At 44.6% G+C, this 19,044-nt stretch carries 20 protein-coding genes; 8 read left to right on the forward strand and 12 right to left on the reverse strand.

Annotated features, from left to right (window positions below; all coding sequences use genetic code 11):
- The 7 genes from AC622_RS16915 to AC622_RS16940 all read left to right on the forward strand — a co-directional run.
- A partial coding sequence (locus AC622_RS16915; protein ID WP_197089949.1) for a DUF975 family protein occupies positions 1 to 702 on the forward strand: 702 nt, incomplete at its 5' end.
- Between the two features lie 149 nt (positions 703 to 851).
- Positions 852 to 2,216: an FAD-binding oxidoreductase gene (locus tag AC622_RS16920; RefSeq protein WP_049672122.1), complete on the forward strand. Its 1,365-nt coding sequence runs from the start codon at positions 852 to 854 to the stop codon at positions 2,214 to 2,216.
- Between the two features lie 14 nt (positions 2,217 to 2,230).
- Complete coding sequence (locus tag AC622_RS16925; RefSeq protein ID WP_049672123.1) at positions 2,231 to 3,214, forward strand: bile acid:sodium symporter family protein; 984 nt, start codon at positions 2,231 to 2,233, stop codon at positions 3,212 to 3,214.
- Between the two features lie 170 nt (positions 3,215 to 3,384).
- The gene (locus tag AC622_RS21585) at positions 3,385 to 3,510 is read left to right on the forward strand and encodes a hypothetical protein (RefSeq protein ID WP_269431795.1); all 126 of its coding nucleotides are present in this window, start codon (positions 3,385 to 3,387) and stop codon (positions 3,508 to 3,510) included.
- Positions 3,511 to 3,754: 244 nt separating this feature from the next.
- Positions 3,755 to 4,690 (forward strand): aldo/keto reductase, encoded by a 936-nt coding sequence (locus AC622_RS16930; protein WP_049672124.1) that lies wholly within the window; start codon positions 3,755 to 3,757, stop codon positions 4,688 to 4,690.
- Between the two features lie 5 nt (positions 4,691 to 4,695).
- Complete coding sequence (locus AC622_RS16935; protein WP_197089950.1) at positions 4,696 to 5,250, forward strand: GNAT family N-acetyltransferase; 555 nt, start codon at positions 4,696 to 4,698, stop codon at positions 5,248 to 5,250.
- 77 nt (positions 5,251 to 5,327) lie between these two features.
- Positions 5,328 to 5,843: a GNAT family N-acetyltransferase gene (locus tag AC622_RS16940; RefSeq protein WP_331456723.1), complete on the forward strand. Its 516-nt coding sequence runs from the start codon at positions 5,328 to 5,330 to the stop codon at positions 5,841 to 5,843.
- A 43-nt stretch (positions 5,844 to 5,886) separates the two neighbouring features.
- Here AC622_RS16940 and AC622_RS16945 read toward each other — a convergent pair whose 3' ends face one another.
- From AC622_RS16945 to AC622_RS16990, 10 genes are all read right to left on the reverse strand, one after another.
- Positions 5,887 to 7,530 carry a SulP family inorganic anion transporter gene (locus AC622_RS16945; RefSeq protein WP_049672127.1) on the reverse strand — a complete coding sequence of 548 codons (1,644 nt, stop codon included), beginning with the start codon at positions 7,528 to 7,530 and terminating at the stop codon, positions 5,887 to 5,889.
- Between the two features lie 126 nt (positions 7,531 to 7,656).
- Complete coding sequence (locus AC622_RS16950; protein ID WP_049672128.1) at positions 7,657 to 8,448, reverse strand: ABC transporter permease subunit; 792 nt, start codon at positions 8,446 to 8,448, stop codon at positions 7,657 to 7,659.
- Positions 8,449 to 8,464: 16 nt separating this feature from the next.
- Complete coding sequence (locus AC622_RS16955; protein ID WP_049672129.1) at positions 8,465 to 9,262, reverse strand: ABC transporter permease subunit; 798 nt, start codon at positions 9,260 to 9,262, stop codon at positions 8,465 to 8,467.
- The gene (locus AC622_RS16960) at positions 9,259 to 10,152 is read right to left on the reverse strand and encodes an ABC transporter ATP-binding protein (protein WP_049672130.1); all 894 of its coding nucleotides are present in this window, start codon (positions 10,150 to 10,152) and stop codon (positions 9,259 to 9,261) included. Before AC622_RS16960 ends, AC622_RS16955 begins: the two co-directional genes overlap by 4 nt.
- Before the next feature lie 203 nt (positions 10,153 to 10,355).
- A complete protein-coding gene (locus AC622_RS16965; protein ID WP_049672131.1) occupies positions 10,356 to 10,736 on the reverse strand; it encodes a hypothetical protein in 381 nt (126 codons plus the stop codon).
- Positions 10,737 to 10,848: 112 nt separating this feature from the next.
- Positions 10,849 to 11,961 (reverse strand): PQQ-dependent sugar dehydrogenase, encoded by a 1,113-nt coding sequence (locus AC622_RS16970; protein WP_231589548.1) that lies wholly within the window; start codon positions 11,959 to 11,961, stop codon positions 10,849 to 10,851.
- A 19-nt stretch (positions 11,962 to 11,980) separates the two neighbouring features.
- Positions 11,981 to 12,421, reverse strand: a complete 441-nt coding sequence (locus AC622_RS16975) for a helix-hairpin-helix domain-containing protein (RefSeq protein ID WP_049672132.1) — start codon at positions 12,419 to 12,421, stop codon at positions 11,981 to 11,983.
- A gap of 174 nt (positions 12,422 to 12,595) precedes the next feature.
- Positions 12,596 to 14,326, reverse strand: a complete 1,731-nt coding sequence (pabB, locus tag AC622_RS16980) for an aminodeoxychorismate synthase component I (protein WP_049672133.1) — start codon at positions 14,324 to 14,326, stop codon at positions 12,596 to 12,598.
- Positions 14,320 to 14,895, reverse strand: coding sequence for an anthranilate synthase component II (locus AC622_RS16985; RefSeq protein ID WP_049672134.1), 576 nt, complete (start codon positions 14,893 to 14,895; stop codon positions 14,320 to 14,322). The genes pabB and AC622_RS16985 overlap by 7 nt, the downstream gene beginning before the upstream one ends.
- 36 nt (positions 14,896 to 14,931) lie before the next feature.
- Entirely contained in the window at positions 14,932 to 15,963 is a 1,032-nt protein-coding gene (locus AC622_RS16990; protein WP_049672135.1) for a S66 family peptidase, read from the reverse strand.
- Between the two features lie 228 nt (positions 15,964 to 16,191).
- Here AC622_RS16990 and AC622_RS16995 point away from each other — a divergent pair, with 228 nt between their 5' ends.
- Complete coding sequence (locus AC622_RS16995) at positions 16,192 to 17,037, forward strand: DUF6612 family protein (RefSeq protein WP_049672136.1); 846 nt, start codon at positions 16,192 to 16,194, stop codon at positions 17,035 to 17,037.
- Positions 17,038 to 17,099: 62 nt separating this feature from the next.
- On the opposite strand, the gene AC622_RS17000 is transcribed toward AC622_RS16995, so the two are convergent.
- The gene (locus tag AC622_RS17000; protein WP_082197191.1) at positions 17,100 to 17,888 is read right to left on the reverse strand and encodes a DUF1186 domain-containing protein; all 789 of its coding nucleotides are present in this window, start codon (positions 17,886 to 17,888) and stop codon (positions 17,100 to 17,102) included.
- A gap of 99 nt (positions 17,889 to 17,987) precedes the next feature.
- On the reverse strand, positions 17,988 to 18,887 hold the full coding sequence (locus AC622_RS17005; protein ID WP_049672138.1) for a TetR/AcrR family transcriptional regulator: 900 nt from the start codon (positions 18,885 to 18,887) through the stop codon (positions 17,988 to 17,990).
- Positions 18,888 to 19,044 lie beyond the last annotated feature (157 nt).

The raw sequence follows: 19,044 nt of genomic DNA on the forward strand, positions 1-19,044 counted from the left end.
GCATGTGGGGCCATTGGCGTATTCTTTCTCTATTTCATCATTAACAATGTACTGGCGATACCCGACAATGAATATCTATGGTTATTCTATCTCTTGATGATCTTTATCGGAGGACCGCTTAGCATTGGGTACCAATGGTTTCACCTTGAACTTATTCGATATCATAATCCTGGAGTAAGCAACCTATTCTCCGGTTTCACAAAGAATTATCTGCGCAATTTCGGGACCTACTTAATGGTTCTTATCTTCACCTTCCTTTGGTTTCTTTTACTGATTGTGCCTGGAATAATTAAAGGCCTTGCCTATTCCATGACCTTCTTCATCCTTCGTGACAGACCGGAATTGACAGTATTTCAATCCATAACGGAAAGCCGCCGCATGATGGACGGGCGAAAGAAGAATTTATTCGTTTTGTTCCTATCCTTCCTGCCATGGGTGCTCATTCCCTTACTATTAATCTTTATTGGGCTGATTGCTCTGCCAGTGGGAACAACAGCTAATGATCCAGTCCTGTTGCTTGCCGGAAGCCTAAGCAGTCTCGTCGGACTAATTGGACTATTCGGAGTCTCTATTTATCTGGCACCTTATTTCACAACCACTCTTGCTGCCTTCTATGACAGCTTGATTCCTGCAGATGATTTAGAATCCATCCAGACAGATGAGAATACGAATCTAGTAGATTCTACCCAATCATTCAGGTAGGTCTTTTCTGAAAAAAGCATCTAACCAAAAGGTGCTTTTTTTCATGCCTTTGTCTACGGATTTATTCGCAAAATTTTCTAAAAATTAGAATTATTTGTGATAAAATACTTTTGTAACCAAATATGACAAACAAGAGGGGGATTGATTGAATGGATAATAAATGGGTGAAACAATTAAGAGAAATCGTTAGCGAGGACCAAGTCTCCATCAATGAGACTGTCCTTATTAACCATAGTAAGGATGAATCCTATCATGAGCCTGCCCTCCCCGATGCCGTAGTATTTCCTCATACAACTGCTGAGGTTTCAGCCATCCTTGCCTGGGCAAATGATCATCAAATCCCTATTGTACCTTTCGGCCGTGGAACGAGTCTTGAGGGCCATGCTATTCCTTATGATGGCGGGATATCGCTTGACTTTACTGAGATGGGTCAAATCCTTGATATAAGACCTGAGGATTTAATCGTCAAAGTCCAACCTGGAGTGACTCGCACCCAGTTGAATAAGGAGTTAAGAAAGCATGGTTTATTCTTCTCGGTTGACCCCGGGGCAGATGCCACCCTTGGAGGAATGGCTGCGACCAACGCAAGCGGAACAACTGCAGTCAAATACGGTGTGATGCGCGATCAAATCCGGGATATGGAGGTGGTTCTGGCAGATGGAAGCATCATTCACACTGGAACACTTGCAGCAAAGTCCTCATCCGGCCTTCATCTTAATGGACTTTTCGTCGGCTCAGAGGGAACGCTTGGCTGTATAACAGAGCTGACCTTGCGTGTATTCGGCATCCCTGAGCATGAGGTAGCCGGCCGGGCCGTGTTTTCCTCCACACATGATGCAGTTCTCGCTGTAACGGCACTTACGCAGGCAAGCATTCCGATTGGCCGCGTTGAACTTGTCGATCAGGATTCGATGCGTCAATTTAACCGGCACAGCGGCACAGCCTTTGAGGAGATGCCAACGCTGTTCCTCGAGTTCCATGGCAATCAAGCCGGACTCCTTCAAGATATCGAATTCGCTACAGAAATCTTGAAGGACATGGGCTGCCGCTCGCTTGAATTCAAGGAAGACCTTGCCTCCCGCAACCAAATCTGGGAAGCGCGTCATAACCTTGCTTATGCCTACATCCATTCAGCACCAGGTAAAAAGCTGATGGTCACAGATGTATGTGTCCCAATATCAGAGCTTGCAGCCTCCGTCGATTACACGCGAGAAACCCTAAATGAGATGGGCTTGACTGGAGGAATTGTCGGTCATGTCGGCGACGGGAATTTCCATGCGCTTCTCATGATTGATGTGAATGATCATAAGGAAGTAAAAACAGCGAAGGAATTCAGCGACCGTATCGTCCGCTTCTCTTTGAGCCGCGGCGGAACGAGTACAGGCGAGCATGGAATCGGCATTGGAAAAAGGCAGTATATAACACAGGAGCACGGTCCTGCACTAGAGGTTATGCGTTCCATAAAAAAGGCATTGGACCCGAACAATATTCTCAATCCGAACAAATTATACTAAAAGGAGTTATCCTGATGAAAGTACTTGAAGCGATCAGTACATATGCCGGCAAATATTTTGCCATCCTTGTTATTTTAACGGCCGTTGTTGCTTATTTAATTCCAAGTCCATTCTTAAGCCTTGGAGGCTACATCACCATCCTGCTTGGGATTGTCATGTTCGGAATGGGTTTAACCCTTAAGGCAGCCGATTTTAAGATGGTGCTAACACATCCGGTTCCTGTCATCATTGGCCTTATCGCACAGTTTTCGATTATGCCGCTGGCGGCATTTGGAGTCGCTTATTTGCTTCAACTGCCTCCGGCTCTAGCCGCTGGTCTTGTTCTGCTTGGCTCTGTACCAGGCGGAACAGCCTCCAATGTCATGGTTTATTTGGCTAAAGGCAATGTCCCGCTGTCCATTACGATGACTTCCTGTTCAACCTTGCTCGCACCAATCATGACACCATTCTTATTGCTTGTTTTTGCTGGACAGTGGATGCCTGTTGACGCCGTCGCCATGTTTATGTCCATCATTCAAGTCATTATCATTCCGATTGTGCTGGGACTGGTTGTAAGCAAGCTTCTGCCGAAAACCGTGGAGAAAAGCTTGAACATCATTCCGCTTATTTCTGTGCTCGCCATTATGATTATCATCAGTGCCATTGTTGCCGGCAATCGGGAAAATATCGCTTCTGCCGGATTATTAATCTTTCTTGCCGTCTTCTTGCATAACGCCTTTGGTTTATTCTTCGGCTATCTTGCTGCAAAACTTTTGAAGCTTTCCATACAGGACAGACGCGCAATCAGCATAGAGGTCGGCATGCAGAATTCCGGTCTCGGCGTGTCACTCGCCAAGGCTCACTTTGCTGACCCGATGACGGCCCTTCCAAGTGCATTTGGTGCTGTTTGGCATAATATATCCGGCCCTATCATAGCTACCTACTGGGCCTCCAGATTGGAAAAAGATAAGAATCCAGAAGACGTACCAAATGCTGAAGCTGCCGCAGTTAGGGAATAGCCTGCATGAAGCCTCATTGTATGAACCGGATAACATACAATGAGGCTTTTATTCTGAAAGGAGAAAATCATGTGCAGGATTTATTTTTCTACAATTGGCAGGTTAGAGAGGAACGGTTTGAGTGGTGCTCTCAGGTCTCATTTTAGGAAGGGAGATAGGAGCGGACCGGCATGAAACTCATTCTACCGGGCAATTATCCACCAGGCGCGGCAGATGGAGAAAAACCCTTTCATCTCGAATTTAATTCACCGAACATTAATCTGAAGAGACAGGATGACCTATTTTCGTATTTGTAATAAAATTGATATAATTTTTACTTTATTGATATTGATAATCGTTATCATTTATTATATACTAACGTTAGAACACACAAGCACAAGACCAAAACCATTAGATAAACCCCCACCCCTCTTTGCTGAAGGGCCCATGGAGAAATCCGCGGGCCCTTCGCTTTTTTGTCTTTCTAAAAGACCGTATCATTTCCTCCGGCTCCACCCTGTTTGCTATGATTGAACCATAAGAACATAAGGAGGATTAGACATGTCTGATAAAGTACCTATAGGTAAAACTGATTTGTATATCAATCCAATTGGACTTGGAACAAATGCTGTCGGCGGTCATAATCTGTTTCCTAACCTTAATGAGGAAACAGGCAGGGAAATTGTTCGCACAGCGATCGATCAGGGGATTAACTTCATTGATACAGCATACATATACGGACCTGAGCGATCAGAAGAATTAATTGGCGAGGTCATACGTGAAAAAGGCAAACGTGAGGAGCTCATAATCGCAACAAAGGGCGCTCATAAATTTGTTGAGGACAAAATTGTCCTCGATAATTCACCAGCCTTCCTGCGAAAGACTGTTGAAGACAGCCTCATCCGCCTTCGGACAGACTATATCGACTTGTTTTATATCCATTTTCCTGATGAACATACACCTAAGGATGAAGCCGTAGGCGCATTGAAGCAATTAAAGGATGAAGGAAAAATCCGTGCAATCGGTGTATCAAACTTTTCATTAGAACAATTGAAAGAAGCAAATAAGGACGGCTATGTTGATGTCATTCAATCTGAATACAATCTTTTGAAAAGACAGGCCGAGGAAGACCTGCTCCCATACGCTGATGAACATTCCCTCTCCTTTGTCCCCTATTTCCCGTTAGCCTCTGGGCTATTAACAGGAAAGTACACGAAGAATTCCCCCATCACAGATGGACGGGCCCGTAATCCGCTCTTCCAAGGGGAAGCCTTTGAAGAAAACCTGGCTAAGGTGGAGAAGCTGCGTGAGATAGCTGATGCCAAGGGCGCAGAGGTTGCACACCTCGTGCTTGCCTGGTATTTAAAGCAGGATGCTATTGATGCCGTCATTCCTGGTGCAAAGCAGCCTGAGCAGGTTTTGCATAATATCAAAGCATTGAAAGTAGCGCTGACAGCTGAGGAATGCCGGCAGATCAGCGGCATTTTCAAGAGGTAATGGCTTTGGACAAAGCGATTATCCTTGAATGGAATGGAGAAGAAACGATTTTGCAATCGGTTGCGTTCCTTTATCAAATGGTGTGGAATGACTGGAGCGAGAGCCATATTAGCAGAATTAAGCGTCATACCGGCTATAAAGGATTTCGAGGAGTTACAGTGGTAAAGGACGGAGAGCTTATTGGTTATGCCTATGGCTACTCCTCCCTTTCCGGCCAATATTATCACGAATTATTGGCGAGCCACCTGGCACCAGATACTAGCACCAAATGGCTCAGAGATTGCTTTGAATTTGTAGAGCTGGCTGTACATCCAAGCTGCCGTAAACAAGGACTTGGCGCTCGCCTCCATGATCAGCTGCTAAAGAAGCTTCCCTTTAAGCGAGCCGTCCTAACCACTCAGACAAATAATTGGCCGGCTATCTCTCTTTATCGCTCTAAAGGATGGTCCATCATCAGTGATTCCTTCCTTCCCTATGACGATCCTGAGGAGCCATTCATCATTTTTGGTAAAACTTTAGACTTAACCAGCCATATTCATCCCGCTGACTACACTTCTTAAGAAAACAGTCCAAATCGCATTTAATTTGGAATGCTGTTTATAGGAGGGAGATAACAATCGAATTATATGGAGAACACATTTACTTACGTGAATTCAAGGAGGAGGATTGGACTGCCGTTCATCAATATGCCTCCGATGAACGGGTTTGTCGTTATCAGCCTTGGGGTCCAAATACAGAAGAAGAATCACGCGGATTTGTCCGTCAGAATATTCACGATGCCTCCCTTAAGCCAAGAAGCCGCTATTGTTTAGCCATTATCGAGAAAATGGGTCATCGCTTGATTGGCGCCGGCGAAATCCATATTCGGGATTTATGCTTCCGCAATGGAGAAATTGGCTACAGCCTTCATCCGTCCTTTTGGAGTAAAGGATTTGCCACGGAGGCTGCAGGGTTATTGATTGACCTTGGCTTCAATAAACTGAATCTTCACCGTATTTATGCCACCTGCGACCCTCGAAATACCGCCTCCTATATGGTGATGAAGAAGGCCGGCTTAACCTATGAGGGACGGCTGCGTGAGAATCTGCTTATCAAGGATGGCTGGCGCGATTCCTTGTTATACAGCATCTTAGAAACAGACCCCCGCCCGTAAAAAAAGTGCACTGTGATCCTTCACAGTGCACTTCTTTATTTCATTAAACAGCCTTTGATTCATTCATATCCATATGCTGCAATGCCTGGTCAGTACTCCAGTAGACATGGTCACGTCCGACCACATCCAATACGCCGCCTTTCTCAAAGCGTTTCAGTACATTTGTCTGTACTCCGCTGAATACGATGGTGATTCCTTCCTGCTTCATCGCCTCACAGAACTCAAGCATTGCCTGGACACCCGATGTATCAATAGAGGAAACACCACGCATGGAGAGTATCATCACTCCTTGATGAAGGTCTTCTAAACGCTTTGTCAAAGAATGAACTGTCGCAAAGAAAATAGGTCCTGTCAAATAAACGACACGAACATGGTCGTGTTCCTCACAAATAGTGATGCCTTTCTCTTTCAATTTATCATCATCAATTTTGCTGATATTCATTTCTACCTCTGCACTGTTGATAACAAATAGAATGGCTGAAAGAACAATCCCAACCACAATCGCAACGGTCAAATCAAAGACAACAGTCGCAGCCAATGTGAGGGAGAACTTCATAATGGCACCCCAGAATTTACGGGAGAAGAAGTAATAGATGCTTTCCCACTCATTCATGCGCCATGCCGTCACTATCAAGATACCAGCAAGGGCTGACATCGGGATAGCAGACATAATCGGACTTAGAAGGAACATCGAAAGCAGAAGGCCGACTGCATGGAAGATTCCAGTCAAGCGGGTTGCCATGCCTGCTTTAATGGCCACACTTGTTCGTGCAATGGCTGCCGTAGCAGGTACTCCGCCAAAGAACGGAATAATCATATTCCCAATACCCTGAGCGACGAGTTCCCTGTCACCGTTCAATTTCTCGCCAGCCATTCTGCCAGCGGAAGCCCCGCACAGAAGACTTTCGATCATACCGAGCGCAGCAATACTGATAGCCGGCCAGAGGAGATGCTCCATCTTGGCAAGTGACAGATCTCCAAATGCCAGCCTATTTTCCGGGAATAATGTTTTCGGAATATCGCCGACAACATCCACTGGCAATTTCAGCATCATATTCAGCCCTAAAACAAGTAGAAGAGCTGCCAATGAAGAAGGAATGATGGAATTCCATTTCTTCGGCCAGAATATCATGACAAGCACGGTTAAAAGTCCAATAGCGACTGTTGCCCAATCAGGATGAAAGCCCAGCTCAAAATAAGACATTACTTTCTGAATCGCCGTTTCCCCTGCCGATTCAACCCCAAAGAAATTATCTACCTGGCCAAGTGCGATAATAATCGCGATACCAGAAGTAAAGCCTGTAATAACAGGCATAGGAATAATGGATACAACGCGTCCGAATTTAAGGACACCTGCTATAACAAGAATGATACCTGCAAGCATACAAGCAATAAAGACGCCTTCAAGTCCGTATTTTGCCACAACGGCAATCAAAATCGCGGACATGGCGCCTGTCGGTCCTGAAATTTGATAGGACGCACCTGAGAGCATGCTAATAATCAGGCCAGCTAGAATGGCTGTAATTAATCCAGCCGCCGCGTCTGCACCGCTGCTCACTCCGAATGCTAAAGACAATGGTAGCGCGACTGCTGTCACCGTAATACCTGCCATCAAATCTTTACGTAGCTTCGCTGTTCCATACCCTGCAAACTCATTTTGCAAATCTTGAACATATTGTCTAAGCATCTCTATTCTTCTTTCTATAATGTAGTGTATAACGATGATTTTTGCTTTATCATTATACAGACTTTCGACCTATTTTTCTAGGCGTTATTCACCATCCATTTTATTACAAACGGAATTCAAGATTTGCTACAGCTTCATATCTCTTCTCCTATATTCTCGGAAAGTTATGATCAGAAGTACCGCCAGAACTGCACATGCGACACCTGTCAAACTGCCAGCAAAGCCCTCTCCCTCAATCAGATTATGGGTATTTATATATTCAAATGGTGTTACATATCGGAGAAATTTAAGCTTCTCGTATAACGACATCAGGATGGAAGCCATGTAGAGAATTAGCAGCACCCCTGCCGATAGACCTATTGAGAGCTTTGAGTTGCGGCAAACAGCCGCAATTGCTGAACCAGCAGCCATGAAAATGGACTGAACAATCAACAAACCAAGCATCACCATCACTAAACTGCCAGTATGCCCCTCTTCATAAGAGACGATACCACTAATGGATGCCCCGAAAACGATTAAATTAATCATCAGTAATTGAATAACTCCAGCTGCCAGCTTATACAACACAATCTTATTTCTAGAGATTGGTTTAGCGAGCAAAAATTCCGCTGTCTTATCCCGTTCCTCCTTCGCAATTAAAGAAGAACCGAGCATAATGGCATGCACCGCACAAAGAATCACTAGATAGTTAAAGAGAACTAGATAGTAGCCAAGGACATTACCTATGTCTAAATGATCCATACCAAAGATAATCTGCACAGACTCCGGCATCGCATCAAGCAATGAACCGATTGCATTTCCGCTGTTTTGGAAACCTTTATATTCAATCATTCCATCCGCCACAACAAAAATAATGCCAAGTCCCCAAAACAACAAACCTCTTATGCTGGACTTTAATTCTCTGCCAATGATATTCATGGACTTCCGCCTCCCTTCAAGCCACCTTAATATCCTTCTTGGAGAATGTCCGGTATACTAGGCACACTGCGCAGCAGATCAGGATGGCTAACAGCCCTATATACTTCCACTCATAGGTTGTATGCTTGACGATATATCCCATATCAAAGTATTGAAATGGCGTTACATACCGCATCCCCTTTACTTCAGTGAGAGAAGTGAGCATGTTGAGTACATAAAAGCTGAACACCACACTGACAGAAACAATGACCGGCGACTTAATGCCTTGTGCAAAGATAGAAAAAAGCAGGCCTAATGTCAGAAAGAAAACCTGAAGCCATAGGGCTGCACCTGAGAACAAGAGAAGAACTTCAGTATCCGGCTTCTGTACGGCCAGCAATGGAGATATCAAATAGACCACTGCTGTATAGACCATATTCGTCCCAAGCAGGCAGATCAAGGCTGCCAGAACCTTAGAGGACAGAATCATCTTTCGTCCAATTGGTTTACTGAGAAGAAATTCAGCCGTCCCTCCATTAATTTCTTTATTTAGGAGACCAATGCCGATATTCATGGCTTGGATGGAGAAGCCAAGCAGAATGAACATAAAGATATACGCATAATAGCCTTCATAAGAGGTAATCATCGACATATCCACATCAAGTGCCCGCAGCATTTCCTCCGGATAGCTTTGAAGAACGTTTCTGAAATCCTCCGCCTCATCATAGAATGACGGAAAAAAGGATAAGAAAAGGGTGGAAAAGGCAAGTAAGCCCAGAATCCATATAACCAATCCATTTCTCATCATGTACAGCTCATGCCGAAATAGGTTCATGATTTCTCACTCCCCTTTTGGTAATAGTGAAGAAAGATTTCCTCAAGATCTGGCTCATCAATCCATATATTGCGTAAATCGCATGCTGATAGGACTTTGATCAACGAATTGATATCCCCCTTATACAAGAAGTTTGCCGTTTTCCCGTCTATTGTTAATTGATTGACACCCGCAATCATCAGCATGTTTTCGTCAATAGGCTGATTAAATTCAATCCGGATAATCTTATGCTTTTTCTCCTGGAGCTCCTTAATTTGCTCAACGGCTGCAATCTTGCCTTCTTTAATGATTGCCACTCGGCTGCAAAGCCGCTCCACCTCGCTTAATATATGAGACGATAATAGAATGGTCGCCCCTTTCCGATTCTCTTCTTTGAGCAATTGAAAAAACGTTTGCTGCATTAAGGGATCCAAACCGCCAGTCGGTTCATCCAAAATGATGAGCTTCGGTTCATGCAGTAGAGCTTGAATAATCCCTGCCTTCTTTCTGTTCCCAAAGGAAAGGTCACCGATTCTCTTTGATAAGTCTAGCTGCATAATCTCCGCAAGCTCCTTGATTCTCTTGCGGCAATCCTTCCGGTAAAAGCTCGCCGAATAGGCCAATAAATCCTTTACTTTCATCTTCTCGTAATAAAACACTTCAGAAGGCAAATAGCCGATATCCTGCTTGATTTCTGCTGCATGTCGGATAGAATCCTTCCCAAATATTTTTGCTTTCCCGCTTGTCGGGTAAATGATAGAGAGCAGGGTGCGAATCGTCGTGCTTTTACCAGCTCCGTTTGGACCGATAAACCCGAAAATCTCTCCATCCTCGACCTGAAAGCTCACATTCTCAATGGCAGTATTCCTTCCGTATTTCTTTGTCAGATTTTCTATTTCAATTACCTTCATACGTCATCCCTCCTTTTCATCTGCCGCTAACAATAATTATGACAAGCCACTCCTAAATAGTGTGCGATTTCTCTAATAGGTCATTAATAAATCTTTAAAGAACGGGTCCATTTCCGGAAGCAAAATCTTCTGTATGGCGTTGCCAATAATTGAACAGATGAATATATATCATAAAATCAATGGCATCGGTTTTAGTTCCTTACTCATTTATAGAGACTTGAGGCTAAGAAAATCTCAATTAGACCAATGACACCATAGATAGGCTGCAATGGACTGACAAAACCAATGAGAATAACTTGAACTATAATCCACACGGTCAGCACTATCCCAAACAAGAGTCCGGCTGCGGCTGCCTGTTTTCCCCTATGAGTAAAACACCAATAAGCTGCCCATCCGCTGCCTATGCCATTGAAGATAAATAATAGCAGCCCAGGAATAAACCAACTGCTCACGAATGGAATACGCTCCAAATATTCCTCAGGCATATCTAATCCATTCACCATTAATCCTATTCCTCCTGCCAATGCCCCAACAGAAACAAAAGCCAGGATACAGCCTAACAAAACCCGAACATATCGATGCATCTTCCCCACCTCCCTTAATCTCTTAATATTATTTTAATATAATTTAGATTAATGAAACAATTTCACGCATTAGAAAAGGGAGCCTCTCTCCCGCTCCCCTGCTAGTCTTTTTCTATTTTGAGATCAAACGGATAATTTTGTCATCGCCGTCCTGCGGTACACCGCGCCCGTCATGATTATTCGTGAGAAAATAGATTGAACCATCTGGTGCTTCCGCTACATTTCGAATACGGCCGTATTGCCCATTAAACAAGGTATCTGTCTTTACGACCTTGCTGCCATCTTCACTTAATTCCACCTTCAAGATTTGATTTCCCCGTAAATTGGCCACAAGGAGCTGATTCTTCCATTCTCCCTCTGTGATGAAAGCCATCCCTGAAGGGGCCCAGGTTTCTTCACCGCTATGAAGAAGCGGAGAAATCATACCCTCTTTCGTTTCATCCCCTTCAATAACAGGCCAACCGTAATTTTTGCCTTTATGAATAAGATTAATCTCGTCATGGGCTGTCTGTCCATGCTCAGAGCTGTATAGCTGGCCAGTCTCTGGATGCCAGGCCAGACCTTGCGGGTTTCGGTGGCCATAGCTGTAAACCGGTGAATCCTCAAATGGATTATCCTCGGGAATGCTTCCGTCCAGATGTATGCGAAGGATCTTGCCGCCCAGGCTTGTCTCCTCCTGGGCTAACTCTGGCTCATACCGATCCCCTGCCGTGATATAGAGCAGCCCATCCGGCCCAATCTTCAGTCTTCCGCCATTATGGTTTGTGTCACCGACAATCCCATCAAGGATAACCTTATCTATCTCCGCCTCATCCTTATGAACGATTACTCTCAATACCCGATTCAAGATGTGGCCATCCTTCTCATAGCTATGATAAATATATAAGTATTGATTAGCGGCGAAATCCGGATCGAGGGCCAGTCCGAGTAATCCTCCCTCTCCCTCACTGATAAAAGGGGCTGGGAAAGATAGCAAAGGCTCTTCAACCAGTTCTCCATCCCGAATCATCCGCAGATTACCCGGCCTCTCCGTAAAGAAAAGATTCCCCTCTCCGGCAAACACTACTTCCCAAGGTACATTCAGCTCTTCGGCAACCATCTCTATTCCATACGGCAGGGCTGATTCATCAAAGGACTGATTCCCATCAGCAGGGTTTGTCTCGGTATCTGAGCAGCCTGCAAAAACAAGCAGAACCAGACAGCTTAACATCATCCACCGTTTCACGCCTATCCCTCCTCTGTTCTCATTCTCGCGCTTTTGGCCTATCTTTTGGATACCCGCGTGAATCACGGTATGTTTTCCGTTCCTTTGTGAAATCCGGCCATTCACGCCGGCTGGCAGGTTCATTCGCGTGGTGGACAATACACCTGATTTGGTCTTCTACACAAGGGTCCACTCGGTGGCCGATTCTGCTTTCGAATAAATCAAGCAATTGAGCCGGTTCCTCATCCTTTACTTCCTCTAAAGAATAAAAACCTAGATGCTGAACCATCATTTGGGCAGCACGGGGCCCAATCGATGGAATTTGCTGAAACTGAGCAAGCGCGATAAGTCTTTCTGCTCTTGCTTGCTCGCAGCCGAGTATCTCACTTAACGCCTGCGGTGTCGTATGAGCAATCTCTGCCACCTTGATCCGAGAAGTGCGCAGCTTTTGTTTCTCAGAATCTGTTAAGGATAACTTCATTTTGTCCACCTTCCTTGTTTCATTCTTTGATTGTTCGAACCAAATCCTCTTTCGTTAAATCTTACCACATTTATCCGGTAATCCCCTTCATTCTTTCTAACTGATTTATATGTAATATAAGCAAAAAAACAGGCGGAGCAACATCATATTGTTTACTCCAGCCTGTTTCACGCTTCAATCATTCTCAGGTGTAAATTCCACCTCAATCCATTTACGCACACTATTGATTAGCCATACCTTCGAGCATACCTGTAAATCTTCGATACGGAGGACTTTCTCCTCGATTGCTCCTTCCGTTAACAGCCGTTCGCGGAAGGTCCCGCCAAGCAGACCGCAGCTAACAGGCGGCGTGTACAAACAGCCATCCATTTCAACAACCATATTTCCATTTGTAAACTCGGTCAATTCCCCTTTTTCATTCCATAGAAGTACATCAAAGGCAGTGGAACTCACATCTTTCCGTTCTTCATATACGGTCCGATTCGTTGTCTTATGATAAAGGAAAGGATTCCCGCTTAATACTGGCTCCTTAGCTAAGACTGCCTTCTGCCTTCCTTTCACCGGTTCGATTGGAACCGCATCCCATTTAAAAAGACCGCTCCGACTAGATAGCAAGCGTACCTTATAAAGCCCCTCCCGATGAGCCTCAGCTGCCTCAGCTAAGGATTGGCGAGCTGCCTCCACGGAGAATGGAAAGCCAAAGTAATCAGCAGATTTTTGTATGCGATTCATATGCTCATCAAGCAAATAAAAGCAGCCATTCTCAAGAGCAATGGATTCAAGGAGATCGAATTGGACAGCCTTCTTCCACAAAACGGCAGCCTTCGCGACCGTTTCCTCATATTCATCTCCTGCCTCGGAATCCCAGGTTATTCCCCCGCCAACACCATATTCTGCCCGGCCGGTAGGGTTATGGACAACGACTGTACGAATCGGGACATTGAAGACAGTCTCTCCGCTTGGTGATAAATAGCCGATGGCACCACAATAGACCTCACGTGGCTTTTCCTCAAGCTCAGAGATAATTTCCATCGTCTTCACCTTTGGAGCACCAGTAATGGAGCCGCATGGGAATAAGGCCTGAAAAATATCAGAAAGCCCCGCGGAATCCTCGACCTCGGCTGTTACAGTTGATGTCATTTGATAGACAGTCGGGTATTTCTCGATATCAAATAATTGTGGAACCTTCACGGTGCCTTTCTTCGCAATCTTGCTTAAATCATTTCGTAATAAATCCACAATCATCACATTCTCTGCCTGATTCTTTTCAGAGGCTGCAAGCCACTCTGCTTTTCCTTTGTCATCCTCCCATGTCGTTCCGCGCTTGACCGTTCCCTTCATTGGGCGAGCTGTAATATGGCGGTGCTTCATCTGAAAGAATAACTCAGGCGACGCCGATATCACGGTATAGTCATCCGTCTCCAAATAAGCAGAATAACGTGCCGACTGGGCAGCAGCTAAATCATGATAAAATTTGAGCGAATCTCCCTTGAAGGAGGCATTCAACCGTATCGTATAATTCACCTGATACGTATCACCATTTTCGATTCGGCCTTTTATCGCAGAAATCGCCTCTGCATATTTTTCCTGCTTAATAGAAGGAGTCCATTCCGATACCGTATATTCTCCATCAGCTGCTGGCACTGCTTCGCCTGCTTGCTTATAGAGCCCGAACCAAATGAGCGGCATCTCAGACGGCACTGAAGCAAGAGCTGCATCAAAAGCAGGCGCAGCTTCATACGATACATACCCTGCTGCATAATACCCGTTGTCAACGGCATCCTGCACCTTCTCCAAAATCACTGGAACCTCCTCGAGCAAGTCCGTTGAAAGGACCTCAACCGGCTGATCAAACACCTGTCTCTTTATTATGTTGTCAGTCCCCGCGAAATCGAATATCAGCATGGTTTGTTCTCCTCGAAAAATTGATTGATCATATCTAAGCCATACTCCGTCAGAATGGCCTCTGGATGGAACTGCACACCTTCAACCTGGTATGCTTTATGACGAAGCCCCATTATTTCCCCTTCAGGACTTAAGGCCGTTACCTCAAGACAATCTGGCAGCGTATGATGGCTGACAATCAATGAATGATACCTCGCCACAGAAACTCGGTTGGGCAATCCGCGGAAGACAGACTTCCCATCATGGCTAATCTGTGAAACCTTTCCATGCATCGGTCTTTTTGCCTTTACCACTTCACCGCCAAAGAATTGGCCAATGAGCTGATGTCCGAGACAAACACCAAGAATCGGCACCTTTCCGCAAAATGCCTCAAGTACATCAAGACAGATGCCAGCCTGATCTGGATTGCCGGGTCCTGGCGAGAGTAAGATTCCGCTTGGTTTGAGTCTCTCAATATCCCGGATTGTACATTCATCATTTTTGAGAATCGTCATTTCTTTGCCAAGCTGCCTTAAGTATTCTACTAAGTTATACGTAAACGAATCATAATTATCTATCACAACAATCATCTAAAACTAATCTCCATCATCGGTAATCATTATTTATTAGCTTACGCCTGATTCTACTATGCGAAACGATTTTTGTTCACAATCAATTTCTGCCATTGCTCCATAAGGCATGACAGCCATCGGAGCAGTATGTCCAAAGCTCATATTATAAAATATTGGAAGGTCGCTTAATCCTAGCTCATCGCGGACGACCTCAAGAATTACTTCCTTATATTCTTCATAATATTGTTCATCATACGGCTTGGCAAACAGCAGCCCTGCTGCATTTTCCAGGATGCCCTGCACGCCGTAATTCCGAAGCCATCTTCGCAGCATACCAGGGACCGTTTTCTCTTCTGACGTCTCAAAAAAGATGAGTTTCCCATCCCACTCTGCCTTGTCTGGCCATACTTCCGTTCCCTTCGCCATTTCAAGCACTTCCATACAGCCGCCTAGCAAACGGCCATTCCTAATCCCCGCGCCTTGCAGTACTTCATAATCCCCGCTTGGCTGCATTCTTCTCGGCCGCTCTTCACTCCCTTCCCAAGGAATGAATTCGCTCGTCCATTCTGCCGGAGGCTCGACTTCTCCAATTGACTCATCTGAGAAGAGCACCTTTCTCACCCACTTCTCCGTGTACGGAAAAAGAGCGCCGTTTTCTGCGAATTCCGCTAGAATAGACGGACCGTAATAGCTCATGACCCCAGCTTTATAACAGATTAAATGAGTAATAGTCGAATCCGAGTAACCAAGAAAGATTTTTGGATTTTGGCGGATTGCTTCATAATCCACATAGGGAATCATTCGAATGCTGTCTTCTCCGCCAATACATGAGAAGATTCCCTTCACAGACTCATCACGGAATGCATGAGTCAGATCTCTTGCCCGTTCCTCAGGATGCTGATAGACATATACCTCCCCCTTTAAAGTATGAGGCAGCTCTGATACGTTAAGACCAAATAGCTTTTCCACCCTGTTGATTCCACGCTGATAGCGGGCAAGATACTCTGATTCACCGGCCATTCCAGATGAGAGACTCACTGTCACAATACGATCGCCTGCCTGTAATTTCTTTGGCTTACGAAGCATCTCAATCGACTCCTTTTCCAAAAAGTTCTCTCAATTTTCTCATATTTTTACAATCTTTAAAATGTTTGTGGTATGCTTCTTACATAAAATAAATCTGCTGTCCTTACATAATGGAGTTTCAAATGACATAGTGATTAATTGGCTGTGTTTTTGCGGTGCTTCATTAAGAAAGCTTGCAGATAGGGGGCTGGGCAGCCTCCTCAAACAACAAAGGGAGGAAGCAATTTGATGAAACGTGTCTTGTCCGCCTTGTCTGTTTCCATACTCTCCATGGTCCTGCTCGTCGCATGCAGTGAAACAGCAGAGCCTGTTAACGAGAGTGAGAGCAAACAAACGAACAAAAACGGCAGCAACGAATCAGAGCTTACGATTAAGGAAGTGTACGATAAAATGATGGAAGCTTCCGAGGATATCAACAGCTTTGTCATGGATATGGAAATGGAGCAGGAGATCATCGAGGGTGATAATGAGCCGGTTCCAACACACTCCACCATTCACTCCAAATTCGTCCAAAAGCCTATCGGTCTAGAGCAAAAGATAGAGATGACCATTGACGGCGAATCGATTTCGACCGAGCAGTACATCACAGAAGAGGGCTTCTACATGTACGATCCCGCCCAAAAGGTTTGGATGAAATACAGCGAAGGCCACGAACAATTAATGGCCCAGATGGAGGCACAATCCGGATTGGATCAAACCCAAACATTAAGTGAGCTTCAATCCTATATTAATGATTTTACTTTTAAGCAAAATGATAAGGAATTCATCCTCACACTTGATGCTGATGATGAGAAGTTCAATTCACTTGTCCAAAAGGAGCTTTCCTCTGGAGCAGTTGAAATGCCAGATGTACAAGACTTAGAGATTAACGGAATTGAATATGAAATATTTGTCGATAAAGAGACCTATCTCCCAAGCCAAATGAATATCGTTATGAATATCAACATGAAGGCAGAAGGACAAAAGGTCACCCTTAAACAGGCTATTGACACCACTTATTCAGACTACAATACAATCGACTCAATCACCGTTCCTAAAGAAGCACTCGAGCAGGCGGTTGAGCTCGAAATGTAACAGCCAATTTGGCAAACAAGCCCGCTCCAGTCTAGCTTGGAGCGGGTTTCGTCTGCTTAGAATCAACGCCCCCATTCATACCATCCATCCAGCTCCTCATGAACATTGGTAATCGGCTTGTATTGATCTTCCTTATCAAGCATTGTTCCGTCATTAAAATGGGCCTCCACATCATCCGGAGCAATCATGGAGCCATCTGCCCTTTTCTCTTCAAAAACACTCATGATGTCATCACTCAGCTCCCTGAAATCAAGCTCCATACAGGAGTCAATCAGCAGGGTATAGAGAATGCAGGATTCATCATCCAAATCTCCCTGCAGAAGATCATGGTAATAGTATTGAATCAATTCTCTCGATATCTTTTTCTGTCTCACTAATGCCGTAATGGCTTGGAAGCCGACACCTCGAATAAGTTCATCCAATGAAGTATCGTCAATTAAATGGAAGATGGCATCAAGTTCAGGGAAGGATACTAAATCACTCTCCATGACAGCTAAACCGCTGTATAGATTGGCAAGGATTCGTCCGCCGCAGTTTGTCAGCAAATCCCCATATAAAGCAAAGGCGGTATCATCTGGTAATTGCAATGTACGTAAGTATGGGGCAAAGGCATCCGCAGCTTGAAACTGGCTTAACAGCAACACAGCATAGATATGATCAAAGCGACTAGGCGTATCTGTAAATAAGCCTGGTGAAACCGAGACCAATTCAACGATTTTTAACAGCTCTGGAATGGATTCTTCCCGGCGCTTGATTAATTCATCTAACGCTTCCCTCGGATATCTTCCCTGGTCATAGCGAATTTCCTCGAGCAGTTTCTCCATTGAAAGCGACTGCATCTCCTTCATCATCCTCACTCCCTTATCTACTATATATCCATTTTATCAGATAACGTCGATGGCTCTCCAACTCATCACGCATCAAAAAAAGGGCTGTACATAGACAGGCCCTTACTCCGTTACGTTTTCCAGCCATATACCCACTAGTTCTTTAAAACGATCAAACACATCCAAGCGCTGAAAATACCTCTCTCTGCTTAAGGAATCAAGGATGGTTTTAACCAATACAGGCCGGGGATGACGCTGGTGCATCATCTCATCCTGAATGAAATCGAGCATTTGGACATAGCCGCTCCGCTCATGCTCTTTTAAATCATGGCCGATTGTCCGCTTTAGCTGATTCATCTTCTGGAGGAACTCATAGCGAAGGTCTCTGCTTCCTTTAGGCCCGGCTGGGATAAAGGAATCCAGCACTTCAGGCTCAAGCATTTGACGGTCTTTCTCACTGACATCCTCGAGGATGACTTCCACAGCTCTTACACAATATCGAATAACCTCATCAATCCGTTCTTCTCCCTTTGCCGTAACATAGAACCACATATAATGCTGAAGCAGTGAACCAAGGATAATGGCACTGTCTAGCAAATACGGTTTTTTGTCGTCCCCGAAGACATCTGCCAGACGATTACGCAGCCAATTGATATACAGCCATCTCGTTTGTTTAATAAAGTCCTTCACATCTTGTTCATTTGAGCTCATGACATCATCAATCAAGAGGAAGAAGCGGTTGTGAAAGGAGGATGTGATATGTAGCTTCAATTGCCCGATGAATATCTCCATATCGCCGAGGTCATGGCCAAAAAGCAATTCGTCCCGGCGTGCATGATGCTCCTCAAGAAAGGAATCATACACCGCCTTAAAGAGATCCACCTTGCTCGGGAAATAATTATAAAAGGTACCGCGTGATATATTGCTGTCCTCCAAAATGTCTTGAATGGATGTATTCCGATAGCCCTTTTCTAGAAATAATCGCTTTGCGTGAGTGATTACCTGTCTTTTTCGTTCATTCAAATCAAGCCTCAACCCATTCTTTTAATAAATTTCTTCTTAGTGAGTATATTAGACCATTCCATCCAAGATAACAAATGAATATATTCTGTGTTTTTTCATTGCCATTTCCTGTAAAAGGTAGTATTATGTGGTTCATGGAATACGAGTATAAAAAATG

It is taken from the genome of Bacillus sp. FJAT-27916 (assembly GCF_001183965.1).
Classification (GTDB): domain Bacteria; phylum Bacillota; class Bacilli; order Bacillales; family Pradoshiaceae; genus Pradoshia.